At 70.5% G+C, this 19,006-nt stretch carries 19 protein-coding genes; 10 read left to right on the forward strand and 9 right to left on the reverse strand.

Annotated elements, in window-relative coordinates; all coding sequences use genetic code 11:
• Positions 1-33: 33 nt before the first annotated feature.
• Together P3T35_RS05335 and P3T35_RS05340 are read left to right on the forward strand one after the other, a co-directional pair.
• A complete protein-coding gene (locus tag P3T35_RS05335) occupies positions 34-501 on the forward strand; it encodes an Lrp/AsnC family transcriptional regulator (protein ID WP_101379992.1) in 468 nt (155 codons plus the stop codon).
• Between the two features lie 152 nt (positions 502-653).
• Positions 654-2,036, forward strand: coding sequence for a pyridoxal-dependent decarboxylase (locus tag P3T35_RS05340; RefSeq protein ID WP_280704389.1), 1,383 nt, complete (start codon positions 654-656; stop codon positions 2,034-2,036).
• A gap of 16 nt (positions 2,037-2,052) precedes the next feature.
• On the opposite strand, the gene P3T35_RS05345 is transcribed toward P3T35_RS05340, so the two are convergent.
• Complete coding sequence (locus P3T35_RS05345) at positions 2,053-2,922, reverse strand: GNAT family N-acetyltransferase (RefSeq protein ID WP_101379991.1); 870 nt, start codon at positions 2,920-2,922, stop codon at positions 2,053-2,055.
• A gap of 195 nt (positions 2,923-3,117) precedes the next feature.
• Between P3T35_RS05345 and erpA the strand changes: the two genes are divergently transcribed.
• Positions 3,118-3,471: an iron-sulfur cluster insertion protein ErpA gene (erpA, locus tag P3T35_RS05350; RefSeq protein WP_101379990.1), complete on the forward strand. Its 354-nt coding sequence runs from the start codon at positions 3,118-3,120 to the stop codon at positions 3,469-3,471.
• A gap of 75 nt (positions 3,472-3,546) precedes the next feature.
• Here the strand turns inward: erpA and P3T35_RS05355 are convergent, their stop codons facing one another.
• A complete protein-coding gene (locus P3T35_RS05355) occupies positions 3,547-4,227 on the reverse strand; it encodes a hypothetical protein (RefSeq protein WP_180356414.1) in 681 nt (226 codons plus the stop codon).
• Positions 4,228-4,341: 114 nt separating this feature from the next.
• A complete protein-coding gene (locus P3T35_RS05360; protein ID WP_101379989.1) occupies positions 4,342-4,548 on the reverse strand; it encodes a hypothetical protein in 207 nt (68 codons plus the stop codon).
• A 208-nt stretch (positions 4,549-4,756) separates the two neighbouring features.
• Here P3T35_RS05360 and P3T35_RS05365 point away from each other — a divergent pair, with 208 nt between their 5' ends.
• A complete protein-coding gene (locus P3T35_RS05365; protein WP_101379988.1) occupies positions 4,757-5,731 on the forward strand; it encodes a carbohydrate kinase family protein in 975 nt (324 codons plus the stop codon).
• Between the two features lie 126 nt (positions 5,732-5,857).
• Here the strand turns inward: P3T35_RS05365 and P3T35_RS05370 are convergent, their stop codons facing one another.
• On the reverse strand, positions 5,858-7,261 hold the full coding sequence (locus P3T35_RS05370; RefSeq protein ID WP_101379987.1) for an aminotransferase class V-fold PLP-dependent enzyme: 1,404 nt from the start codon (positions 7,259-7,261) through the stop codon (positions 5,858-5,860).
• A 350-nt stretch (positions 7,262-7,611) separates the two neighbouring features.
• On the opposite strand from P3T35_RS05370, the gene P3T35_RS05375 reads away from it, so the two are divergent.
• The 4 genes from P3T35_RS05375 (at position 7,612) to P3T35_RS05390 (ending at position 12,102) form a co-directional block, all read left to right on the forward strand.
• Positions 7,612-8,466, forward strand: a complete 855-nt coding sequence (locus tag P3T35_RS05375) for a cytochrome c oxidase subunit II (protein ID WP_101379986.1) — start codon at positions 7,612-7,614, stop codon at positions 8,464-8,466.
• Positions 8,463-10,229, forward strand: a complete 1,767-nt coding sequence (gene ctaD, locus P3T35_RS05380; RefSeq protein ID WP_101379985.1) for a cytochrome c oxidase subunit I — start codon at positions 8,463-8,465, stop codon at positions 10,227-10,229. The genes P3T35_RS05375 and ctaD overlap by 4 nt, the downstream gene beginning before the upstream one ends.
• On the forward strand, positions 10,229-10,645 hold the full coding sequence (locus tag P3T35_RS05385; RefSeq protein ID WP_101379984.1) for a cytochrome c oxidase subunit 4: 417 nt from the start codon (positions 10,229-10,231) through the stop codon (positions 10,643-10,645). Before ctaD ends, P3T35_RS05385 begins: the two co-directional genes overlap by 1 nt.
• Before the next feature lie 173 nt (positions 10,646-10,818).
• Complete coding sequence (locus P3T35_RS05390) at positions 10,819-12,102, forward strand: Ig-like domain-containing protein (protein WP_280704396.1); 1,284 nt, start codon at positions 10,819-10,821, stop codon at positions 12,100-12,102.
• Positions 12,103-12,134: 32 nt separating this feature from the next.
• Here P3T35_RS05390 and P3T35_RS05395 read toward each other — a convergent pair whose 3' ends face one another.
• From P3T35_RS05395 to P3T35_RS05415, 5 genes are all read right to left on the reverse strand, one after another.
• Positions 12,135-12,515: a GntR family transcriptional regulator gene (locus P3T35_RS05395; protein WP_280704398.1), complete on the reverse strand. Its 381-nt coding sequence runs from the start codon at positions 12,513-12,515 to the stop codon at positions 12,135-12,137.
• Between the two features lie 152 nt (positions 12,516-12,667).
• The gene (locus tag P3T35_RS05400; protein WP_101379981.1) at positions 12,668-14,320 is read right to left on the reverse strand and encodes a cytochrome bc complex cytochrome b subunit; all 1,653 of its coding nucleotides are present in this window, start codon (positions 14,318-14,320) and stop codon (positions 12,668-12,670) included.
• Positions 14,317-15,399 carry a Rieske 2Fe-2S domain-containing protein gene (locus tag P3T35_RS05405; RefSeq protein WP_280704401.1) on the reverse strand — a complete coding sequence of 361 codons (1,083 nt, stop codon included), beginning with the start codon at positions 15,397-15,399 and terminating at the stop codon, positions 14,317-14,319. Before P3T35_RS05405 ends, P3T35_RS05400 begins: the two co-directional genes overlap by 4 nt.
• Positions 15,400-15,407: 8 nt before the next feature.
• The gene (locus P3T35_RS05410) at positions 15,408-16,217 is read right to left on the reverse strand and encodes a c-type cytochrome (RefSeq protein ID WP_101379979.1); all 810 of its coding nucleotides are present in this window, start codon (positions 16,215-16,217) and stop codon (positions 15,408-15,410) included.
• Between the two features lie 145 nt (positions 16,218-16,362).
• Positions 16,363-16,983: a heme-copper oxidase subunit III gene (locus P3T35_RS05415; protein ID WP_101379978.1), complete on the reverse strand. Its 621-nt coding sequence runs from the start codon at positions 16,981-16,983 to the stop codon at positions 16,363-16,365.
• 312 nt (positions 16,984-17,295) lie between these two features.
• On the opposite strand from P3T35_RS05415, the gene P3T35_RS05420 reads away from it, so the two are divergent.
• The gene (locus tag P3T35_RS05420; RefSeq protein ID WP_101379977.1) at positions 17,296-17,718 is read left to right on the forward strand and encodes a hypothetical protein; all 423 of its coding nucleotides are present in this window, start codon (positions 17,296-17,298) and stop codon (positions 17,716-17,718) included.
• 168 nt (positions 17,719-17,886) lie between these two features.
• Entirely contained in the window at positions 17,887-18,960 is a 1,074-nt protein-coding gene (gene trpD / locus P3T35_RS05425; RefSeq protein WP_101379976.1) for an anthranilate phosphoribosyltransferase, read from the forward strand.
• The last annotated feature ends 46 nt before the right edge of the window (positions 18,961-19,006 follow it).

The raw sequence follows: 19,006 nt of genomic DNA on the forward strand, positions 1-19,006 counted from the left end.
CGCAATCCGAACCCTCTGGGAGACCGGCCAGCCATGAGCACCAGCAGACCCCCGTCCGAGCTGGGCGGAGTCTCCCTGGACGAGACCGACCGCCTGCTGCTGGCCCACCTGGGCCGGGACGGCCGGGCCTCGTACGCCGAGATCGGCCTGCTCGCCAATCTCTCGGCGACCGCCGTGCGCCGCCGGATCGACCGGCTGCGGGCCCGCGGCGTGGTGCGCGGCTTCACCGTGGTGCTCGACCCGGAGCTGCTCGGCTGGCAGACCGAGGCCTTCGTCGAGGTCTACTGCCGCGAGCGGACCGCGCCAGAGGAGATCCTGGCCAGCCTGCGCCAGTTCCCCGAGGTGGTCGCGGCCTGGACGGTCACCGGCGACCCGGACGCCCTGGTCCACCTGCGGGCCGCCGACACCCGCCACCTGGAGGCGGTGATCGAGCGGATCCGCAAGGAGCCCGGCGTCCAGCGCAGCCGCAGCTCGGTGGTGCTCTCCCGGTTGATCGGCTGACCCGCGAGCCGCTGGGACCGGGGCACGCAGGAATCCTGCGCCAGGGCCGCCGAAGACGCTCGAAAGCTGCCTGGACCGGCGCATTCGGACGCGCGGGTGACACCCCGCGCTGCCTACGCTGATCCGAGTTGTTCAGCCGAAGGAGTACCCCTGTGAGCACCGCACCCAACCGCATGCACCGGCCCGACAACGAGCTGGTCGACCTGGTCTTCGGCTACATGCGCGAGCGGCTGCAGTACGACCCGGTGCCGCTCGACCACCCCGGGGACGGCGAGCAGCTGCGCGCGCACCTGGCCGGCCTGCTGAACGAGCACGGCAACAACCCGGCCGACGTGCTCAAGCTCTACGACCACGAGCTGTCCCGCGCGGTGATCTCCGCCGACAGCCCGCGCTACCTCTCCTTCATCCCGTGCGCGCCGACCAAGGCCGCGCTGCTCTTCGACATGGTGGTCTCCTGCGCCTCGCTGCAGGGCATCTCCTGGCTGGAGGCGGCCGGTGCGATCGCCGCCGAGAACCAGGTGCTGCGCCTGATAGCCGACCGGGCCGGGCTGCCCGAGACGGCCGGCGGCACCTTCGTCTCCGGCGGCTCGGCCGGCAACCTCTCGGCGCTGGTGGTGGCCCGCGACACGGCCCGCCGCAAGCTCGCCAGTAGGAATCAGCACAGTGGCCCGGAGGCCCGGCTGCGGATCGCGGTGGCCGACCAGGTGCACTCCTCGGTGAAGAACACCTTCAACATCATCGGCGTGGAGGCCTTCAAGGTCCCGACCGTGGACCGCCGGTTCACCGGCGAGGCGCTGCGGGCCGCGCTGGCCGCCGACCCCAACCCCGAAACCGTCATCGCCGTGGTCGGCACCGCCGGCACCACCAACGAGGGCATCATCGACGACCTGCAGGGCCTGTCCGAGGTCACCCGGGAGCGCGGCCTGTGGTTCCACGTGGACGGCGCGTACGGCGGCGCAGGCCTGTTCGCCCCCTCGATCCGGGAGCGCTACAACGGCATCGAGCACGCCGACTCCTTCGTCGTCGACCCGCACAAGTGGCTGTTCGCGCCCTTCGACTGCGCCGCGCTGCTCTACCGCGAGCCGCGCCTGGCCAAGGCCGTGCACACCCAGGACGCCGGCTACCTGGACGTGCTGCACCACGAGGGCGACGAGTGGAACCCCACCGACTACGCCTACCACCTGACCCGCCGGGCCCGCGGCCTGCCGCTCTGGTTCTCGCTCGCGGTGCACGGCACCCAGGCCTACACCGACGCGATCGAGGAGGGCCTCACACTGGCCCGGGACACCGCCCAGCTGATCCGCCAGACCGAGCACCTGGAACTGCTGCACGACCCGCAGCTCTCCGCGGTCTGCTTCCGCCGCACCGGCTGGACCGAGCAGCAGTACTACGACTGGTCGCACCGGCTGCTCGCCGACCAGATCGGCTTCGTCACCCCCACCGGCTGGGACGGCGAGACGGTGGCCCGGTTCGCGTTCCTGCACCCGGGCACCACCATGGAGATGGTCCGGGAGATCCTGGACACCATGGCCTGACCAGGACTTGAAGGACTTACAAGAAGGCGCCGCTGGGCAGGTAGGCGGTCGGCGGGCGCATCCCGCGCAGCGCCAGGTAGCCGGCGTTCTCCAGGGCCAGCCCGAGGTCCAGGCCGACGTCCACCGCCCACTCCTGCTCCGCGGTGGCGTGCTCCACCTTGGCCCGGGCGCCCTGCGGCACCCGGGCCAGCGCCTCGCGCAGCAGCCGGGCCGCCAGCCGGCGCGAGGTGGCCGCCAGCAGTTTGACCGTCCCGCCGTCCCGGTAGCAGTAGCCGCTGCCGGCCAGGGTGTCGACCACCAGCAGTTCCTCGTAGTGCGCCAGCATCAGCCGGTGGTCGACCCCGTGCGCGGCGCCGCGCACCCGGCGGTCGATGGAGTCCAGCAGGTCCAGCTGGCGTTCGGTGCCGCGGTGCACCGGCAGCTCGCCCACCTCCCGCAGCGCCGACCGGTCTATGTCGCCGGTCAGCCGCATGGCCGGGTACAGGCTGAAGCCGGCCCGGCGGTAGCGGCGGGCGGCGGCCGGGTCGGTCGAGACGGTCATCATGCCGCGCAGGCAGCCGCGCCCGTGCTCGGCGGCCCGGTCCAGCAGCAGCCGCCCGATGCCCTTGCCCTGGAAGTCGGGCAGCACCGCCGTGAGCGCCAGCACCCACACGCCCTCGCGGCGCAGCGAGAGCGCGAACCCCACCGGCCGCCCGTCCACCACCGCCAGCCAGCAGCCCTGCGGGTCGTGGGCGACCAGATGCCTGGTCCGGGCCCGGTGGAAGACGTTCTCCGCCTCGGTCGGCCGGTGCGCCGGCCCGGGGGAGAGCGGGCTGAAGGCGGCCAGCGCGATCTCCCGGACGGTCTCGGCCTCGGCATTCGAGTCATGCAGCTGACGCAGGATCATCCGACCATCCTGGCGGCTCGGCCCCGACCCGCGTCGGCGATTACGCGCATGTGCGAGCATGGAACGGACAACGGGAACGGGCGGCGCCCGGCACCGTGCAATCCACAAGACGCCGGATCCACTGCCCGGAATCAAATCGGGCAGCCGCTGGTTGGCACTGGCGGCACTACGTCGTCATAGACCGGGAGTAAGCAGATGACCGTCCAGGACGAGACCACCGTCGAGAGTGGTCTGCTCCTTACCGATGCCGCTGCGGCCAAGGTGAAGGCCCTGCTGGACCAGGAAGGCCGCGACGACCTCGCGCTGCGCGTCGCCGTGCAGCCGGGCGGCTGCTCGGGCCTGCGGTACCAGCTCTTCTTCGACGAGCGCTCGCTCGACGGCGACGTCGTCAAGGAGTTCGGTGGCGTCAAGGTCGTCACCGACCGGATGAGCGCCCCTTACCTCGGCGGTGCCACGGTCGACTTCGTCGACACCATCGAGAAGCAGGGCTTCACCATCGACAACCCGAACGCCACCGGCTCCTGCGCCTGCGGCGACTCGTTCAGCTAAGTCGCTGAGCCGATCGGAAAGGGGCGGCCCCCGGAGCACTCCGGGGGCCGCCCCTTCGTCCTGCGCGCGGTGCGGTCAGTTGCCGGCGCTGACCGGGCCGCCGCCCGGCGCCGACTCCAGCGGCACCGGGGAGCTGTCCCGCAGGCTCACCACCGAGCGGCCGTTCAGCGGCTGGGCGAGGGTGCCCACCACGGACTGGCGCTTGGACAGCGCCGGGCACTGCTGGCCGGCCGGCGCGGGCTCGGCGATCACCACGTCCACCCCGACCACGCCGCCCGGCTTCTCGTTGATCTTCAGGCCGTACTTGTCGCAGATGCCGCCGGTGAAGAAGACGGTCAGCTGGTTGCCGTTGGAGAGGTAGCTCTCCGGCTTGAACGCGGTGGCGGGGTGGATCGGGTCGACCGGGAGCGGTGAGCCGGGGGCCTGGGTCTTGAGCGGAGCCGAGGGGTTGCCCCCGGGCAGGGCGCCGCTGCTGCCCCCGGAGGCGCCGGCCTTGCCGGTGGCCGGGGCGCCGGACGGGGCGGCCGAGGAACCGGCGGACGGCGCGCCGGAGGCCGAGCCGCTCGGCGCGGGGGAGGCACCGGTCGACACCGAGGCGCTCGTGCCACTCGCGGCGGTCTTGCCGCCGCTGCTGCCGCACGCGCTGACCGCCGCCGAAACCGAGAGCAGCAGCGCGGCGGCCGCCAGTGCCCGCCGGCGGCGGGTCGGCCGACCGGTCGGTGCGGCCGGGTGGGGAGCGGTGGTCTTGTCGTCCATGGTGCGACGTCCTCCAGTGTTCGGCGGATCCCTTTCACAGCGTTGGCTGCGCGGATCTGACGTGGCACGGAGGAAACGGGTTCCCGACCGGGCGGGAGAATTTTCAGCCCGGGTTCACAGCCCGTACTCCGCCATCCCGGCGACGAGCTCCCTGGTCCTGGCCGGCACCGTGATCGCGCCGCCGGGCGCACTGCCCGGCTCCGCAGCGCCCTCCAGCAGCGGCCAGAAGACGCCGAGCCGCCGTGAGGAGTCCAGCAGGGCGTCGAGGGTGTCCGGGTCGGCCTCGCCGGGCAGCTGGACGGGGGAGTGACTGGGCAGCATGGAGTGCGCTCCGATCGCCGGCCGCGGCACCGTCGCCGCGGCGTCCGGAGCCCGGGTGGGCCCCGCTGATCGCGACCCTAGGCCGCGCCGCCGGGAGCGGCCAGACCTACCCGCAGGTAGTCGCTCGGACGGTTGGCGGGATGCGGCCGCACCCCGGCCGGTACCGTAGGGGGGTTGGCCAGCCGTCCCCCGATGAGGAGACCCTTCCGTGCGCATCGCCGTCGCCGCCTCGATCGCCACCGATCATCTGATGACCTTCCCGGGTCGGTTCGCCGACCAGCTGGTCCCGGAGCAGCTGCACACCGTCTCGCTCTCGTTCCTGGTCGACTCGCTGGAGATCCGCCGCGGCGGCGTCGGGCCGAACATCGCCTTCGGCATGGGCCTGCTGGGCCTGCGGCCGGTCCTGGTCGGCGCGGCCGGCGCCGACTTCGCCGAGTACCGCTCCTGGCTGCAGCGGCACAACGTGGACACCGACTCGGTGCACATCTCCGAGACCCGGCACACCGCGCGCTTCATGTGCACCACCGACGAGGACCACAACCAGATCGCGTCCTTCTACACCGGCGCGATGGCCGAGGCCCGCAACATCGAGCTGCAGCCGGTCGCCGAGCGGGTCGGCGGGCTCGACCTGGTGCTGATCGGCGCCGACGACCCGCAGGCGATGGTGCGCCACACCCAGGAGTGCCGCACCCGCGGCTACGCCTTCGCCGCCGACCCCTCGCAGCAGCTGGCCCGGCTGGACGGCGACGACATCCGCGAGCTGGTGGACGGCGCCGCCTACCTGTTCACCAACGAGTACGAGGCCGCGCTGATCGAGTCCAAGACCGGCTGGACCGGCGAGGAGATCCTGACCCGGGTCGGCACCCGGGTCACCACGCTGGGTGCCAAGGGTGTGCGGATCCAGCGCCAGGGCGAGCCGGACCTCACCGTGACGTGCCCGCCGGAGCTGGTCAAGGCCGACCCGACCGGTGTCGGCGACGGCTTCCGGGCCGGTTTCGTGGCCGGCCTCGCCTGGGGCCTGGGCCTGGAGCGGGCCGCCCAGATCGGCTGCATGCTGGCCACCCTGGTGATCGAGACCGTCGGCACCCAGGAGTACGAGCTGCGCACCGGCCACTTCCTGGAGCGCTTCGGCGCCGCCTACGGCGAGCCGGCCGCCGCCGAGCTTTCGGCCAAGCTCGGCTGATCAGCCGGCTGAATGGTCGCTTGGTGAGCTGCTCCTCCGCCGCGGGCAGGTGCCCGCCGCTCCCCGCAGCCGGAGGCTGGGGGTCCCGGCGGACCCCTACCCTCCGCTGCGTCGCAGCTCAGTCGCTCAGCTGACCCGCCGCACCAGGTACGCGAAGCCCCGGTCCGCCCCGTAGGCGTCGGCCGGGGCTTCGCCCTCGTAGGCCTGCCCGCGCATCTCGCACCAGGCCGGGATGTCGAGGCGGGCGGCCTCGTCGTCGGCCAGCACCACCACCAGCCCGCCCACCGGCACCTCGCCGATCCGCTTGGCCAGCTCGATCACCGGCAGCGGACAGCGCTTGCCCAGCTGATCGACCACCAGCTCGGAACCGGCCGCAGCCGTGGGTGCCGGCAGGTCCAGCCCCAGCGGTTCGCGGACCCGGGCGACCAGCTCGGGCAGCACCGTGAGGAACCGCTCCACCTGCTCGGCGGTGGTCCCGGTGGGCAGCGAGAGGCGCACGTTGCCCTCCGTCAGTACTCCCATCGCGGCCAGCACATGGCTCGGAGTCAGGGTGCTCGACGTGCAGGAGGAGCCGGAGGAGACCGCGAAGCCGGCCCGGTCCAGCTCGCCGAGCAGCACCTCGCCGTCCACGTAGAGGCAGGAGAAGGTGACGATGTGCGGCAGCCGGCCGACCGGATCGCCGACCACCTCCACCTCCGGCACCAACCGCGGCACCGCGGCCCGGATCCGCTCCACCAGGGCGTGCAGCCGGGCGTTCTCGGCCGCCGCCTCGGCCTGGACGGCGCGCAGCGAGGCGGCCGCGGCCACGATCGCGGGCACATTGACGAAGCCGGGCACCCGGCCGCCCTCCCGCTCGTCGGCCGGCAGCGCGGAGTTGAACCGGCTGCCCTTGCGCACCGCCAGCACCCCGACCCCGGGCGGCCCGCCCCACTTGTGCGCACTGGCCGTCAGCAGCGACCAGCCGGCCGGGACCGGCAGCCGCCCGGCGCTCTGCGCGGCGTCCACCAGCAGCGGGACGTCCTGGAGCAGCGCGGCGGTCTCGGCCACCGGCTGCACCGTGCCCACCTCGTGGTTGGCCGACTGCAGCACGGCGAGCGCGGTGTCCGGCCGCACCGCGGCGGCGAACTCGGCGGGGGAGACCCGGCCCTGCCGGTCCACCGGCACCGCCGCCACCTCCCCGCCGTCCGCCTCGAACCGCTCCGCGGTGTGCAGCACGCTGGAGTGCTCCACCGCCGAGTGCACCAGGTGACGGCCCGTCCGGCGGCGCCCGCGCAGCGCGCCGAGCATGCCCAGCTGGACGGCCTGGGTGCCGCTGGCGGTGAAGGAGACCTCGTCGGGGCGGGCGCCCAGCGCCTCGGCCACGGTCTCGCGGGCGGCGTCGAGCAGCATCCGGGCCTGCCGCCCGGAGCGGTAGAGCCGGGCCGGGTCGGCCCAGCCCTCGTCCAGGGCGGCGGTCAGCGCCTGCCGGGCGACGGGGTGCAGTGGGGAGGTGCTGGCGGTGTCGAAGTAGACGTTCTCAGTGGGCGGCACATCCGACACGCTATCCGGCCCTCACGGCCCGTCAGCCGAGCCCCGCGACGGTGAGGATTTTGTCCGCTTCGTCCCCACCCGACGGACCGTCACCCGGTCGGCTCTGCGGCATCACTCGATGGGGTGTACGGGCCCGGAAAGCCCGCGATGACCTGGGAGTCCGCACCTGCCGGGGCTGATCGGGTAGGCGGGCGGCGCGTTACCGGGACCTGCTCGTCAGGTCCACATAAGCCTGGAGTAGGGTTTGGCCCGCATAAGCATTCAAACCGTGCCCGTGGGCGGGTCGCCGGGGAGGCTCAGCGTACTCCCGGGGCGGCGCGATCGCGGGCGAGACTTCGGGAAGGCGCTACGTGAGTCCCAACGGCTCCGACCGCTCGCCGCGGCGCACGATGCGGCGGAAGCTGCCTCAGGCGCTGGCACTGGGCCTCGTCATCGCGACCGCTACTGGCTGCTCGTCCAACGACCTGCCCAGGCTTGGCATGCCGAGCCCCGTCACCTCCACTGGACACCTCGTCCTTCAGATGTGGCAGGGGTCCTGGATCGCGGCGCTGGCAGTCGGCGTACTGATGTGGGGTCTGATCCTCTGGAGCGTGATCTTCCACCGGCGCAGCCGCACCGGTATCGAGATCCCGCCGCAGACCCGGTACAACGTGCCGATCGAGGCGCTGTACACGGCGGTCCCCATCGTCATCGTCTCGGTCCTCTTCTACTTCGTCGCCCGCGACGAGGCGAAGCTGACCTCGGTCTCCGCCAAGCCGCAGCACTACGTCAACGTGGTGGGCTTCCAGTGGAGCTGGGCGTTCAACTACGAGAACACCGAGAACCCTGACCCCAACAGCCAGACCGCCGCTTACGACGTGGGCACTCCCAAGGACGTGCCCGTGCTCTGGCTGCCCGTCAACGAGTCGGTGCAGTTCCGGCTGACCTCCCGCGATGTGATCCACGACTTCTGGCCCGTCAACTTCCTCATGAAGATGGACGTCGTGCCGGGCGTGGTGAACAAGTTCGAGGTCACCCCGACCCAGATCGGCGAGTTCGACGGGAAGTGCGCTGAGCTCTGCGGCGTGGACCACTCCCGGATGCTCTTCAAGGTGAAGGTCGTTTCGCACGACGACTACGTGAAGCACCTGCAGGACCTGCGCGCCCTGGGCCAGGCCGGCGCGGTGCCCTCGGGTATCACGAGCATGGGAAGTGAAGAGAAGTGACCCTCCTCAACGAACCCGCCGCGGCCGGCGGGGCCGGGGGCACCGTCGCGGCGGGCAAGGTCAAGCGCCCCCGTACGCCCGGCGCCACCATCATCAAGTGGCTGACCACCACCGACCACAAGACGATCGGCACGCTGTACCTCGGTACCTCGTTCGCGTTCTTCCTGATCGGTGGCATCCTGGCGCTGGTGATGCGCGCCGAGCTGGCTCGTCCCGGGACTCAGATCCTGTCGAACGAGCAGTTCAACCAGGCGTTCACCATGCACGGCACGATCATGCTGCTGATGTTCGCCACCCCGCTCTTCGCGGGCTTCGCGAACTGGATCATGCCGCTCCAGATCGGTGCGCCCGACGTCGCGTTCCCGCGGCTGAACATGTTCGCCTACTGGCTCTACCTGTTCGGCTCGCTGATCGCGGTCGGCGGCTTCCTCACCCCGCAGGGTGCGGCCGACTTCGGTTGGTTCGCCTACTCGCCGCTGTCGGACGCGGTCCGCTCGCCGGGTGTCGGCGCCGACATGTGGATCATGGGTCTGGCCTTCTCCGGCTTCGGCACCATCCTCGGTGCGGTCAACTTCATCACCACCATCATCTGCATGCGCGCCCCCGGCATGACGATGTTCCGGATGTCGATCTTCGTCTGGAACGTCCTGCTGACCGCCGTGCTGGTGCTGCTGGCCTTCCCGGTGCTCGCCGCCGCGCTGTTCGCCCTGGAGGCGGACCGCAAATTCGGGGCACACGTATTCGATCCGGCCAACGGTGGAGCCTTGCTATGGCAACACCTGTTCTGGTTCTTCGGTCACCCTGAGGTGTACATCATCGCGCTGCCGTTCTTCGGCATCGTGTCGGAGATCATCCCGGTCTTCAGCCGCAAGCCGATGTTCGGCTACTCCGGCCTGATCGCCGCGACCATCGGCATCGCCGGCCTCTCGGTGACGGTGTGGGCACACCACATGTACGTCACCGGCCAGGTGCTGCTGCCGTTCTTCTCCTTCATGACCTTCCTGATCGCGGTCCCGACCGGTGTGAAGTTCTTCAACTGGGTCGGCACCATGTGGAAGGGCTCGCTGAGCTTCGAGACCCCGATGCTCTGGACGGTCGGCTTCCTGGTCACCTTCCTCTTCGGTGGTCTGACCGGTGTGCTGCTCGCCTCGCCGCCGATCGACTTCCACGTCTCGGACTCGTACTTCGTCGTCGCCCACTTCCACTACGTGGTCTTCGGCACCGTCGTCTTCGCGATGTTCGCCGGCTTCCACTTCTGGTGGCCGAAGATGACCGGCAAGATGCTGGACGAGCGCCTCGGCAAGATCACCTTCTGGACGCTGTTCATCGGCTTCCACACCACCTTCCTGGTGCAGCACTGGCTCGGCGCCGAGGGCATGCCCCGCCGCTACGCCGACTACCTGGCCTCGGACGGCTTCACCACCCTGAACACCGTCTCGACCATCGGTTCGTTCCTGCTCGGTATGTCGATCCTGCCGTTCCTCTACAACGTCTGGAAGACCGCCAAGTACGGCGAGAAGGTCGAGGTCGACGACCCGTGGGGTTACGGCCGTTCGCTGGAGTGGGCGACCTCGTGCCCGCCGCCGCGGCACAACTTCCTCACCCTGCCGCGGATCCGCTCCGAATCCCCGGCGTTCGACCTGCACCACCCGGACATCGCCCAGCTGGACTACCTGGAGCTGCACGGCCACACGGCCAAGCACCTGGAGGGCGTCATTCCGGCCGAGTACGACAAGCCGGGCAAGAAGGAGGGCGGTGCCTGATGAAGGAACAAGGCAAGATCTTCGCGGGCTTCGCCGCCTTCATCCTGATCATGGCGATCGTGTACGGCGTCTGGACCGACTCGAGCAAGGGCCACCCCGAGGCAGCCGGCACCACGGCACTCTTCCTGGCCTTCGGCCTGTGCGCCTTCATCGCCTTCTACCTGGGCTTCACGGCCCGCCGGGTGGACCTGGGCGCGGGCGACAACCCCGAGGCCGAGGTCTCGGACGACGCCGGTGAGATGGGCTTCTTCGCCCCGCACAGCTGGCAGCCGCTCTCCCTGGCGATCGGTGGCGCCCTCGCTTTCTGCGGCGTCATCTTCGGCTGGTGGCTGATGTTCTGGGCCGTCCCGATTATCCTGATCGGCCTGTACGGCTGGGTCTTCGAGTTCTACCGCGGCGAGAACCGGAACCAGTAAGGTCCGGCATCCGACGCACCGGCGGGACCCCTCTTCGGAGGGGTCCCGCCTCTTTTGTTGCTCCGCCCAGGTGGCAGATTCACCCCGGCGGGTGCAGCGGCGTGCGGGCAGCGGATCGAGGTGCGGTGATGTTCCTACGATCTGATGCATCGTCCGAGCCTCAGGAGGATCCGGTGGCCGTCAGATGGGCAGGAGACCGGGGGAGCAGTACCGCGCGGGGCCGTCGTGGGGCGGTCTGGCTGGCACTCACCCCGCTGCTGGCCGGGCCGCTCGCGGCCTGCTCCGGCAGCGGCGACGGAATAGCCACGCCGCACACGATCGACGCCGGCCGCCTGGTGCACACCTCGGCCGGGGCCGACGCCGACCCGGGCAAGCCGTTCACGGTGACCGCACAGGGCGGCACCGTCACCGACGTGACGCTGAGCGGTCCGGACGGCAAGCAGGTGACCGGCGCGCTGGACCCCGACGGGCACGGCTGGCACAGCACCGCCCCGCTGCTGCCGGCCACCCACTACCGCGCTCGGATCGCGGCCGCCGACCGCCGCGGCGGCCGCGGCCAGACCACCGCGGAGTTCACCACCAAGGCGGCCGACATCACGCTCACCGTGGCGCTCGGCCCCGACCTGGGCCGGGACACCTACGGCGTGGGCGAGCCGCTGACCGCGGAGCTGTCCGAGCCGATCACCGACCCCGCCGACCGCCAGCGGGTCGAGCAGGCCCTCACGGTGACCTCCACGCCCGCGGTGACCGGCGCCTGGTACTGGGTGGACGCCAAGAACCTGCACTTCCGCCCGAAGGACTACTGGCCCACCGGCGCCAAGGTGAAGCTCGGCTGGGCCGGCCAGGGCATGGCGATCGACGACCACGGGATGTACGGCGGCCCGGCCACCGGCGTCGCCTTCACCGTCGGCGACCGGGTGGAGGCCGTCGTGGACGCCGCCAGCGACGAGCTCACCTTCAAGCGCAACGGCGAGGTGGTGAGCATCATCCCGGTGACCACCGGCAAGCCCGGCTTCGACACCCGCAACGGCATCAAGGTGGTGCTCGGCCAGGAGCGCTCGGTGCAGATGAAGAGCGAGACCATCGGCATCGCCGAGGGCAGCAGCGAGGCCTACGACCTCCATGTCGAGTGGGCCACCCGGGTGACCTGGAGCGGCGAGTACGTGCACGCCGCACCCTGGTCGGTGGGCTCCCAGGGCGTCGCGAACGTCAGCCACGGCTGCACCGGCATGAGCACCGAGCACGCCAAGTGGTTCTACGAGAACACCCGGGTCGGCGACATCGTCCAGGTGGTCAACAGCAAGGGGCACCAGATGGAGCCGTTCGGCAACGGCTTCGGGGACTGGAACCTGAGCTGGGACGACTGGCTGAAGGGCAGCGCGCTGGGCAAGCCGGTCAGCACCGATGCCCCGCCGGCGGCCGCGCAGGCCGCCGCCACCCTGAAGCCGCAGTTCTAGCCGCTCCCATGGATCAAGGGCGCTGCTAGGCCCTAGGAGCGCCCCAGCCCCCCGTAGACGAGGTCCAGTGCGCCGGTGACGGTCGCCTGGGCCTCGTCGCGGTCCAGGCCCAGTCGGTGCACCCGCTCGGCGTACTCGTTGGCCGCCGTGCTGGCCAGCCGGTGCGCGGTGTCGCCCACCGCGGCCACCAGGGTGCCGCGCCGGCCGTGGGTCTCCACCACGCCGTCCGCCTCCAGCTCCCGGTAGGCGCGGGCCACCGTGTTGGCCGCCAGGCCCAGTTGCTCGGCCAGCGCCCGCACGGTGGGGAGCTTCAGCCCGGCCGGCAGGGCGCCGGCCCTGGCCTGCTCGGCGATCTGCGCGCGCAGCTGCTCGTACGGGGGAGTGGGGCCGGCGTGGTCGATGCTCAGCTGCACTTGCTGCGGCTCCTTCTGCGGGGGCTGACGAGGCGTCACCATATTGTGCACCCGCGACCGGGCGGCCCGAATATGCCAAGGGCCCCTGCCCGGCGGATGCCGGGCAGGGGCCCTCAGGTGGCTGACGCTGTGCTCTCTGCCGAGAGCGGAGATCAGTGGTGGCCGTGGCCGCTGGTGATCTCCTGGTGCTCCTCGGCGGTCGGCTTGGCGATCTGGCCCTGCTCGCCGAAGTAGCCCTCGGACAGCTTGGCCCGGGTCTTGGTGAGCAGGCCGACCTTGCGGGCGACACCGTTCTCGTCGACCTCGGCGGGCAGCTCGACGGGCTCGTACTGCTCGTGCGAGGTGAGCGTGTGCAGCTTGTCCTGCGGGAGCTGGGCGTGCACCTCGATGAACTCACCGTGCGGCAGCCGCTTGATGACACCGGTCTCGCGACCGTGCAGCACCTTCTCCTTGTCACGGCGCTGCAGGCCGAGGCACCAGCGCTTGGTGACGAAGTAGGTGATGACCGGGACGATGAACGAGCCGGCACGCACGAAGTACGTGATGTCGTTCAGCGACAGGTGGAAGTGCGTCGCGATCAGGTCGTTGCCACCGCCGGAGAGCAGCACCAGGTAGAGGCTGATCCAGGCGGCACCGAGAGCGGTGCGGACCGGGGCGTTGCGCGGGCGGTCCAGGATGTGGTGCTCGCGCTTGTCGCCGGTGATCCAGGACTCGATGAACGGGTAGACCGCGATCATCAGCAGGACCAGCGGGAAGAGCATCAGCGGGATGAAGACACCCAGGTTCAGGGTGTGTCCCCAAGCCCGGATCTCCCAACCCGGCATGACACGGATCAGACCCTCGGCGAAGCCCATGTACCAGTCGGGCTGGGCGTCGGTGGAGACCTGGTCCGGACGGTACGGGCCGTAGGCCCAGACCGGGTTGACCGAGGCGATCGCGGACATCGCCGCGATGATGCCGAAGACCAGGAAGAAGAAGCCACCGGCCTTGGCCATGTAGACCGGCATCAGCGGCATGCCGACGACGTTCTTCTCGGTCCGGCCCGGGCCCGCCCACTGGGTGTGCTTGTGGTAGAAGACCAGGATCAGGTGCGCCACCAGCAGGCCGAGCATGACGCCCGGGATCAGCAGCACGTGGATGGTGAAGAACCGCGGCACGATGTCGGTGCCGGGGAACTCCCCGCCGAACAGGAAGAACGAGATGTAGGTGCCCACCAGCGGGACGGCCAGGATGGCGCCCTCCATGAACCGGATACCGGTACCGGAGAGCAGGTCGTCGGGGAGCGAGTACCCGAGGAAGCCGTCGAAGAAGCCCAGGAAGAGCAGCAGGAAGCCGAAGATCCAGTTGATCTCACGGGGCTTGCGGAACGCGCCGGTGAAGAAGACGCGCATCATGTGTACGAACATCGCCGCGACGAACACGATGGCGGCCCAGTGGTGGATCTGGCGGATCAGCAGACCACCGCGGACCTCGAAGCTGATGTTCAGAGTCGAGGCGTAGGCCTCCGACATCCTGATGCCGTTGAGCGGGGCGTAGGAGCCGTTGTAGACGACCTCACCCATGCTCGGCTTGAAGAAGAGCGTCAGGTAGACACCCGTCAGGATGATGATGATGAAGGTGTAGAGGCAGATCTCACCGAGCATGAAGGACCAGTGGTCCGGGAAGATCTTGCGCAGGTTGGACTTGGCGAGGGAGTAGATCCCCAGCCGGCCGTCCAGGTAGTCCGCGGCGGCCTCGGCCTTGTTGGCGGGCTTGGCGCGGGTGCTGGCCGGTGCGGCCGTCTTGGCGCTGGCCGAGGAACTCATGCGTTGCGCTCCCAGAAGCTCGGGCCGACGGGCAGATCGAAGTCCTGGGTGGCGATCAGGTAGCCCGAGGCATCGGTGGTGATCTTCAGCTGCGGCAGCGGGTGGCCGGCCGGGCCGAAGATGACGCGGGCGCCGTCCGACAGGTCGAAGGTCGACTGGTGGCACGGGCAGAGCGCGTGGTGGGTCTGCTGCTCGTACAGCGAGATCGGGCAACCGACGTGGGTGCAGATCTTGGAGTAGGCGAGCACGCCCTCGAAGCCGAGGCCCGCGGACTTGGCGTCCTTGATGTCGCTCGGCTGGATGCGAATCAGCATCAGCGCGGACTTGGCGATGACCTGCTGGAAGTCCTCGTCGGACTCCTGCAGACCGTCCGGACGCAGCGCCGAGGGGCCGGGCTTGGCGAAGGTCAGCGAGCCGACCGCGATGTCCTCGGCCTTCATCGGCAGGTTGGTGTTCACGTTGATCAGGCGGATCGGGTCGGTCGGAGTGGCCTCCTTCCAAGCCGTGGTGTCCAGGCTCGTCCCCGGCAGCGGGCCGAGGTCGCGCAGCAGCACCACACCGGAGAGCGGGACCAGCGCCATCGAGCCGATCAGCGTGTTGCGGATCATCTTGCGGCGGCCGAAGCCGGACTCGCCGGCACCGGTCTTGAACTGCTGGATGACGTCCGCGCGGACCTCGTCGTCGGCCTCGATCGGGTGGCGCTCGGCCGGCAGCTCGACGTCCGACATCAGGGTGCGGGCCCAGTGCACGGCGCCGGCGCCGATGCAGAAGAGCGCCACGCCCAGGGTCATGCCGAGCGCGAAGTTCAGGGCGCTGATGTGACCCAGCGGGAAGATGTAGACGATCTTCGCCGGGTCGATGGCCACGTACGAGGCGATGAAGCCGACGGTGGCCAGCATCGAGACGATGAACAGCAGCGACACCTGGCGCTCGGCCCGCTTGGCGGCCCGCTCGTCGATGTCGGTCCGCCGCGGCTCGTGGGGCGGCAGGCCCGGGTCCGCGAACGGGTTGTCGGCAGCGGCTACCTCGCCGTGCCCTTCGCCGGCGCCGTGCGCCTGCGGCAGCTTGTCGTCTGACATGTCCTGGCTCATGACTTCTTGGCCTTGGTGGTGTGGGCGGCAACCCAGATCGCGACGGCGATCAGGACGCCGAGGCCGAAGATCCAACCGAACAGGCCCTCGGTGACCGGGCCGAGGCTACCCAGCGAGAGACCACCGGGGTTCGGCGCCTCGTTGGCCTGGTAGCGGACGAAGGCCACGATCTCCTGCTTCTGCTTCTCCGGCATGGTGGTGTCCGGGAAGGAGGGCATGTTCTGCGGGCCGGTCTGCATGGCCTCGTAGATGTGCTTGGGGTCGACGTTCTCCAGCGACGGGGCGAACTTACCCTGCGTCAGCGCACCACCCGCACCGGCGAAGTTGTGGCACTGCGAGCAGTTGGTGCGGAAGAGCTCGCCACCCTTGGAGATGGCGTCCGTCTCGGTCGCGGTGTACTGGTCCTGGGTCGGCGTCACCGGGCCGGGACCCAGCGAGGCGACGAAGGCGGCCAGCTGGTCGATCTCGGGCTGGCTGTAGATGCCCTTCTTACGGGGGACCTGGGCGCCGGGCTGCTGGGCGGGCATCCGGCCGGTGCCGACCTGGAAGTCGACGGCGGCGGAACCCACGCCGACCAGGCTCGGGCCCATGCTGGAGCCCTGGCCGTTCAGGCCGTGGCAGGAGGAGCAGCCGACGGCGAAGAGCCGCTTGCCCTCGTCGATCGCAAGCGACTGCGCGGAGCTGTCAGCCTGGGCCTTCTCGGCGGGCGCGAACGCGGCGTACAGCCCCCCGGAGGCCACGAGGGCGAAGAGTAGGACGACCAGCGCCGCCAGTGGGTGGCGCCGTCGTGCGGAGAGCTTTTTCACGGATTAACCCCGGTGTCAGGATCTGGTCGTCTGGTGGTGGTGGCCCGGTGCCGGTGACGGTACCGGCAGGGGCGTGGGGCACGGGCAAAGGACCCGTCGCCGCTCGGGCATTCGGGTCCGGCCGGCGAGCCAGCGACCTGATCGGTTACTTGATCAGGTAGATGGTCGCGAAGAGGCCGATCCAGACCACGTCGACGAAGTGCCAGTAGTACGACACGACGATCGCCGCGGTGGCCTGCTCATGCGTGAACCGCTTGGCGGCGTAGGTCCGCCCCAGCACCAGCAGGAAGGCGATCAGACCGCCCGTCACGTGGAGCCCGTGGAAGCCGGTGGTCAGGTAGAACACCGTGCCGTACGGGTCGGAGGACAACGAGAGGTGGTCCTTCTTCACCAGCGAGGTGTACTCGTAGATCTGGCCGCCGATGAAGATCGCGCCCATCACGAAGGTGACCGTGAACCACGAGCGGAGCTTCTTGACGTCACCGCGCTCGGCGGCGAACACGCCGAGCTGGCAGGTGAGCGAGGAGAGCACCAGGATCGTGGTGTTCACGGAGGAGAAGGGGACGTTGAGGGCATGCGCCTTCTCGGCCCAGAAGTCTGGTCCCTTCACGGAACGCGCCGTGAAGTACATCGCGAAGAGGGCCGCGAAGAACATCAGCTCGGAACTCAGCCAGACGATGGTTCCGACACTGGTCATGTTCGGTCGGTTGACCGATCCATGCGCGTGCCCGGTTTCTGTTGCTGTTGCTGTCGCCACGACCGACATTATGTCGGTCCCTTATTCCGTCTTCACGCCGGGGGGTCTTCCTCGGAGTGTCCGGTGCGTGCGGTATGCCCGGATGCCCGTACCAGCTGCTTTGCTCCCCTCGGGTGCCCTCGGACGGGCTGTCAGGGCCATCCGCTGACGCTCCATCGCCCGCACGGGTGACGGTGACTCACGCAAGTGGCTCCAGCCGGATCCCGGTGCCGGCGAGGAGATCGTGCCGGATGCTCACCGGGACGGGGGAAGCGGGAGTAGCATCCGGAGGTGGTGGACGTGGTCTGGATCACATTCGTCTGACACATGGGAGCAGGTCCGATGACGTACGGCAGCGACGAGACGCTCACCGTCCTCGTCTACAGCGACGACCGCAACACCCGGGCGCAGGTGACCGCGGCCCTCGGCCGGCGCCCGGCCGCCGACCTGCCGGAGCTGGAGTACCTGGAGTGCGCCACCACTCCGGCGGTGCTGCGGGCGCTGGAGAAGGGCGGCGTGGACCTCTGCGTCTTCGACGGCGAGGCGGTGCCGGCCGGCGGGCTCGGCCTGGCCCGGCAGGTGAAGGACGAGATCTACGGCTGCCCGCCGGTGCTGGTGCTGATCGGTCGTCCGCAGGACAGCTGGCTGGCCGCCTGGAGCCGGGCGGACGCGGCGATCTCCCAGCCGGTGGACCCGGTGGCGCTGGCCGAGGCCGCCGCCACCCTGCTGCGCACCCGGCTGGGCGCCCGCACCCTGTCCAGCTGAGCCGACCGCGTCCGATCCCGCCGGTCAAGACGGTCGGGGCAGCGCAGAGCGCGGCGCCGTCTCAGAGGAAGAGAAGGGCCGCCGTCCACCGGACGGCGGCCCTGCCGCGCTCGTTAGGCTGGCGACGACCTGTTTTGTCCGCACCGGATGCGAGCTGGAGAGTCGGCCATGGTGAACGTGAAGCCTGTGAGTGGCGGTAACCACCCCACGCAGGTGAGCCGCACCTGGCCGGACGTCCTGACGGTGCTGCTCGGCGGCGGCGACCTGAGCCGGGCCGACACCGCCTGGGCGATGGACCGGATCATGAGCGGCGAGGCCAGCCCCGTCCAGGTGGCCGGCTTCATGGTGGCGCTGCGGGCCAAGGGCGAGACGGTCGACGAGATCTCCGGCCTGGTCGAGGCGATGTACGAGCACGCCAGGCCGCTGATCATCCCCGGGCCCGCGGTGGACATCGTCGGCACCGGCGGCGACCGGGCGAAGACCGTCAACATCTCCACCATGTCGGCGATCGTCGCGGCGGCGGCCGGCGCCAAGGTGGTCAAGCACGGCAACCGGGCGTCCTCCTCGGCCAGCGGCTCCTCCGACGTGCTGGAGCGGCTCGGCGTGCGGCTGGACCTGACCCCGCGCCGGGTCGCCGAGGTGGCCGAGGAGATCGGCCTCACCTTCTGCAACGCCGCCACCTTCCACCCCGCGATGCGGCACACCGCCGCCGCCCGGCGCGACCTCGGGGTGCCGACCGCCTTCAACATCCTCGGCCCGCTCACCAACCCCGCCAGGGTGACGGCCCATGCGGTCGGCTGCTTCGACACCCGGCTGGCCGGCCTGATCGCCGGAGTGCTGGCCGAGCGCGGCTCCACCGCCCTGGTCTTCCGCGGCGACGACGGACTGGACGAGCTGACCATCTGCGACAGCTCCCGGGTCTGGCTGGTGCGCGACGGGCAGGTGACCGAGACCGTGCTCGACCCGCGCGAGCTCGGCATCGAGCGGGTGCCGATCGAGGCGCTGCGCGGCGCCGACCCCGAGTACAACGCCCAGGTGGCCCGCCGGGTGCTGGGCGGCGAGCACGGCCCGGTGCGCGATGCCGTGGTGCTCAACTCGGCGGCCGCGCTGGTCGCCCTGGACCTCACCGACGCGCCGCTGGCCGAGCAGCTGGCCGCCGCGATGAAGCGCACCGCCGCCGCCGTGGACTCCGGCGCGGCGATCGGGCTGCTGGACCGGTGGGCGGCGGCCACCGACCGCTGACGCCCCGTCGGCCGACCGGTCGTCCGGATGGTGGAAGCGCGGTTGA

It is taken from the genome of Kitasatospora sp. GP30 (genome assembly GCF_029892145.1).
GTDB lineage: Bacteria > Actinomycetota > Actinomycetes > Streptomycetales > Streptomycetaceae > Kitasatospora > Kitasatospora acidiphila.

Bases quoted from the DNA above. Each gene is read 5' to 3' on its own strand.
- P3T35_RS05335 (WP_101379992.1), top strand. From the start codon at position 34: ATGAGCACCAGCAGACCCCCGTCCGAGCTGGGCGGAGTCTCCCTGGAC.
- P3T35_RS05345 (WP_101379991.1), bottom strand. From the start codon at position 2,922: ATGATCCTGCGTCAGCTGCATGACTCGAATGCCGAGGCCGAGACCGTC.
- erpA (WP_101379990.1), top strand. From the start codon at position 3,118: ATGACCGTCCAGGACGAGACCACCGTCGAGAGTGGTCTGCTCCTTACC.
- P3T35_RS05355 (WP_180356414.1), bottom strand. From the start codon at position 4,227: ATGGACGACAAGACCACCGCTCCCCACCCGGCCGCACCGACCGGTCGG.
- P3T35_RS05360 (WP_101379989.1), bottom strand. From the start codon at position 4,548: ATGCTGCCCAGTCACTCCCCCGTCCAGCTGCCCGGCGAGGCCGACCCG.
- P3T35_RS05385 (WP_101379984.1), top strand. From the start codon at position 10,229: ATGAAGGAACAAGGCAAGATCTTCGCGGGCTTCGCCGCCTTCATCCTG.
- P3T35_RS05400 (WP_101379981.1), bottom strand. From the start codon at position 14,320: ATGAGTTCCTCGGCCAGCGCCAAGACGGCCGCACCGGCCAGCACCCGC.
- P3T35_RS05405 (WP_280704401.1), bottom strand. From the start codon at position 15,399: ATGTCAGACGACAAGCTGCCGCAGGCGCACGGCGCCGGCGAAGGGCAC.
- P3T35_RS05415 (WP_101379978.1), bottom strand. From the start codon at position 16,983: ATGTCGGTCGTGGCGACAGCAACAGCAACAGAAACCGGGCACGCGCAT.
- P3T35_RS05420 (WP_101379977.1), top strand. From the start codon at position 17,296: ATGACGTACGGCAGCGACGAGACGCTCACCGTCCTCGTCTACAGCGAC.
- trpD (WP_101379976.1), top strand. From the start codon at position 17,887: ATGGTGAACGTGAAGCCTGTGAGTGGCGGTAACCACCCCACGCAGGTG.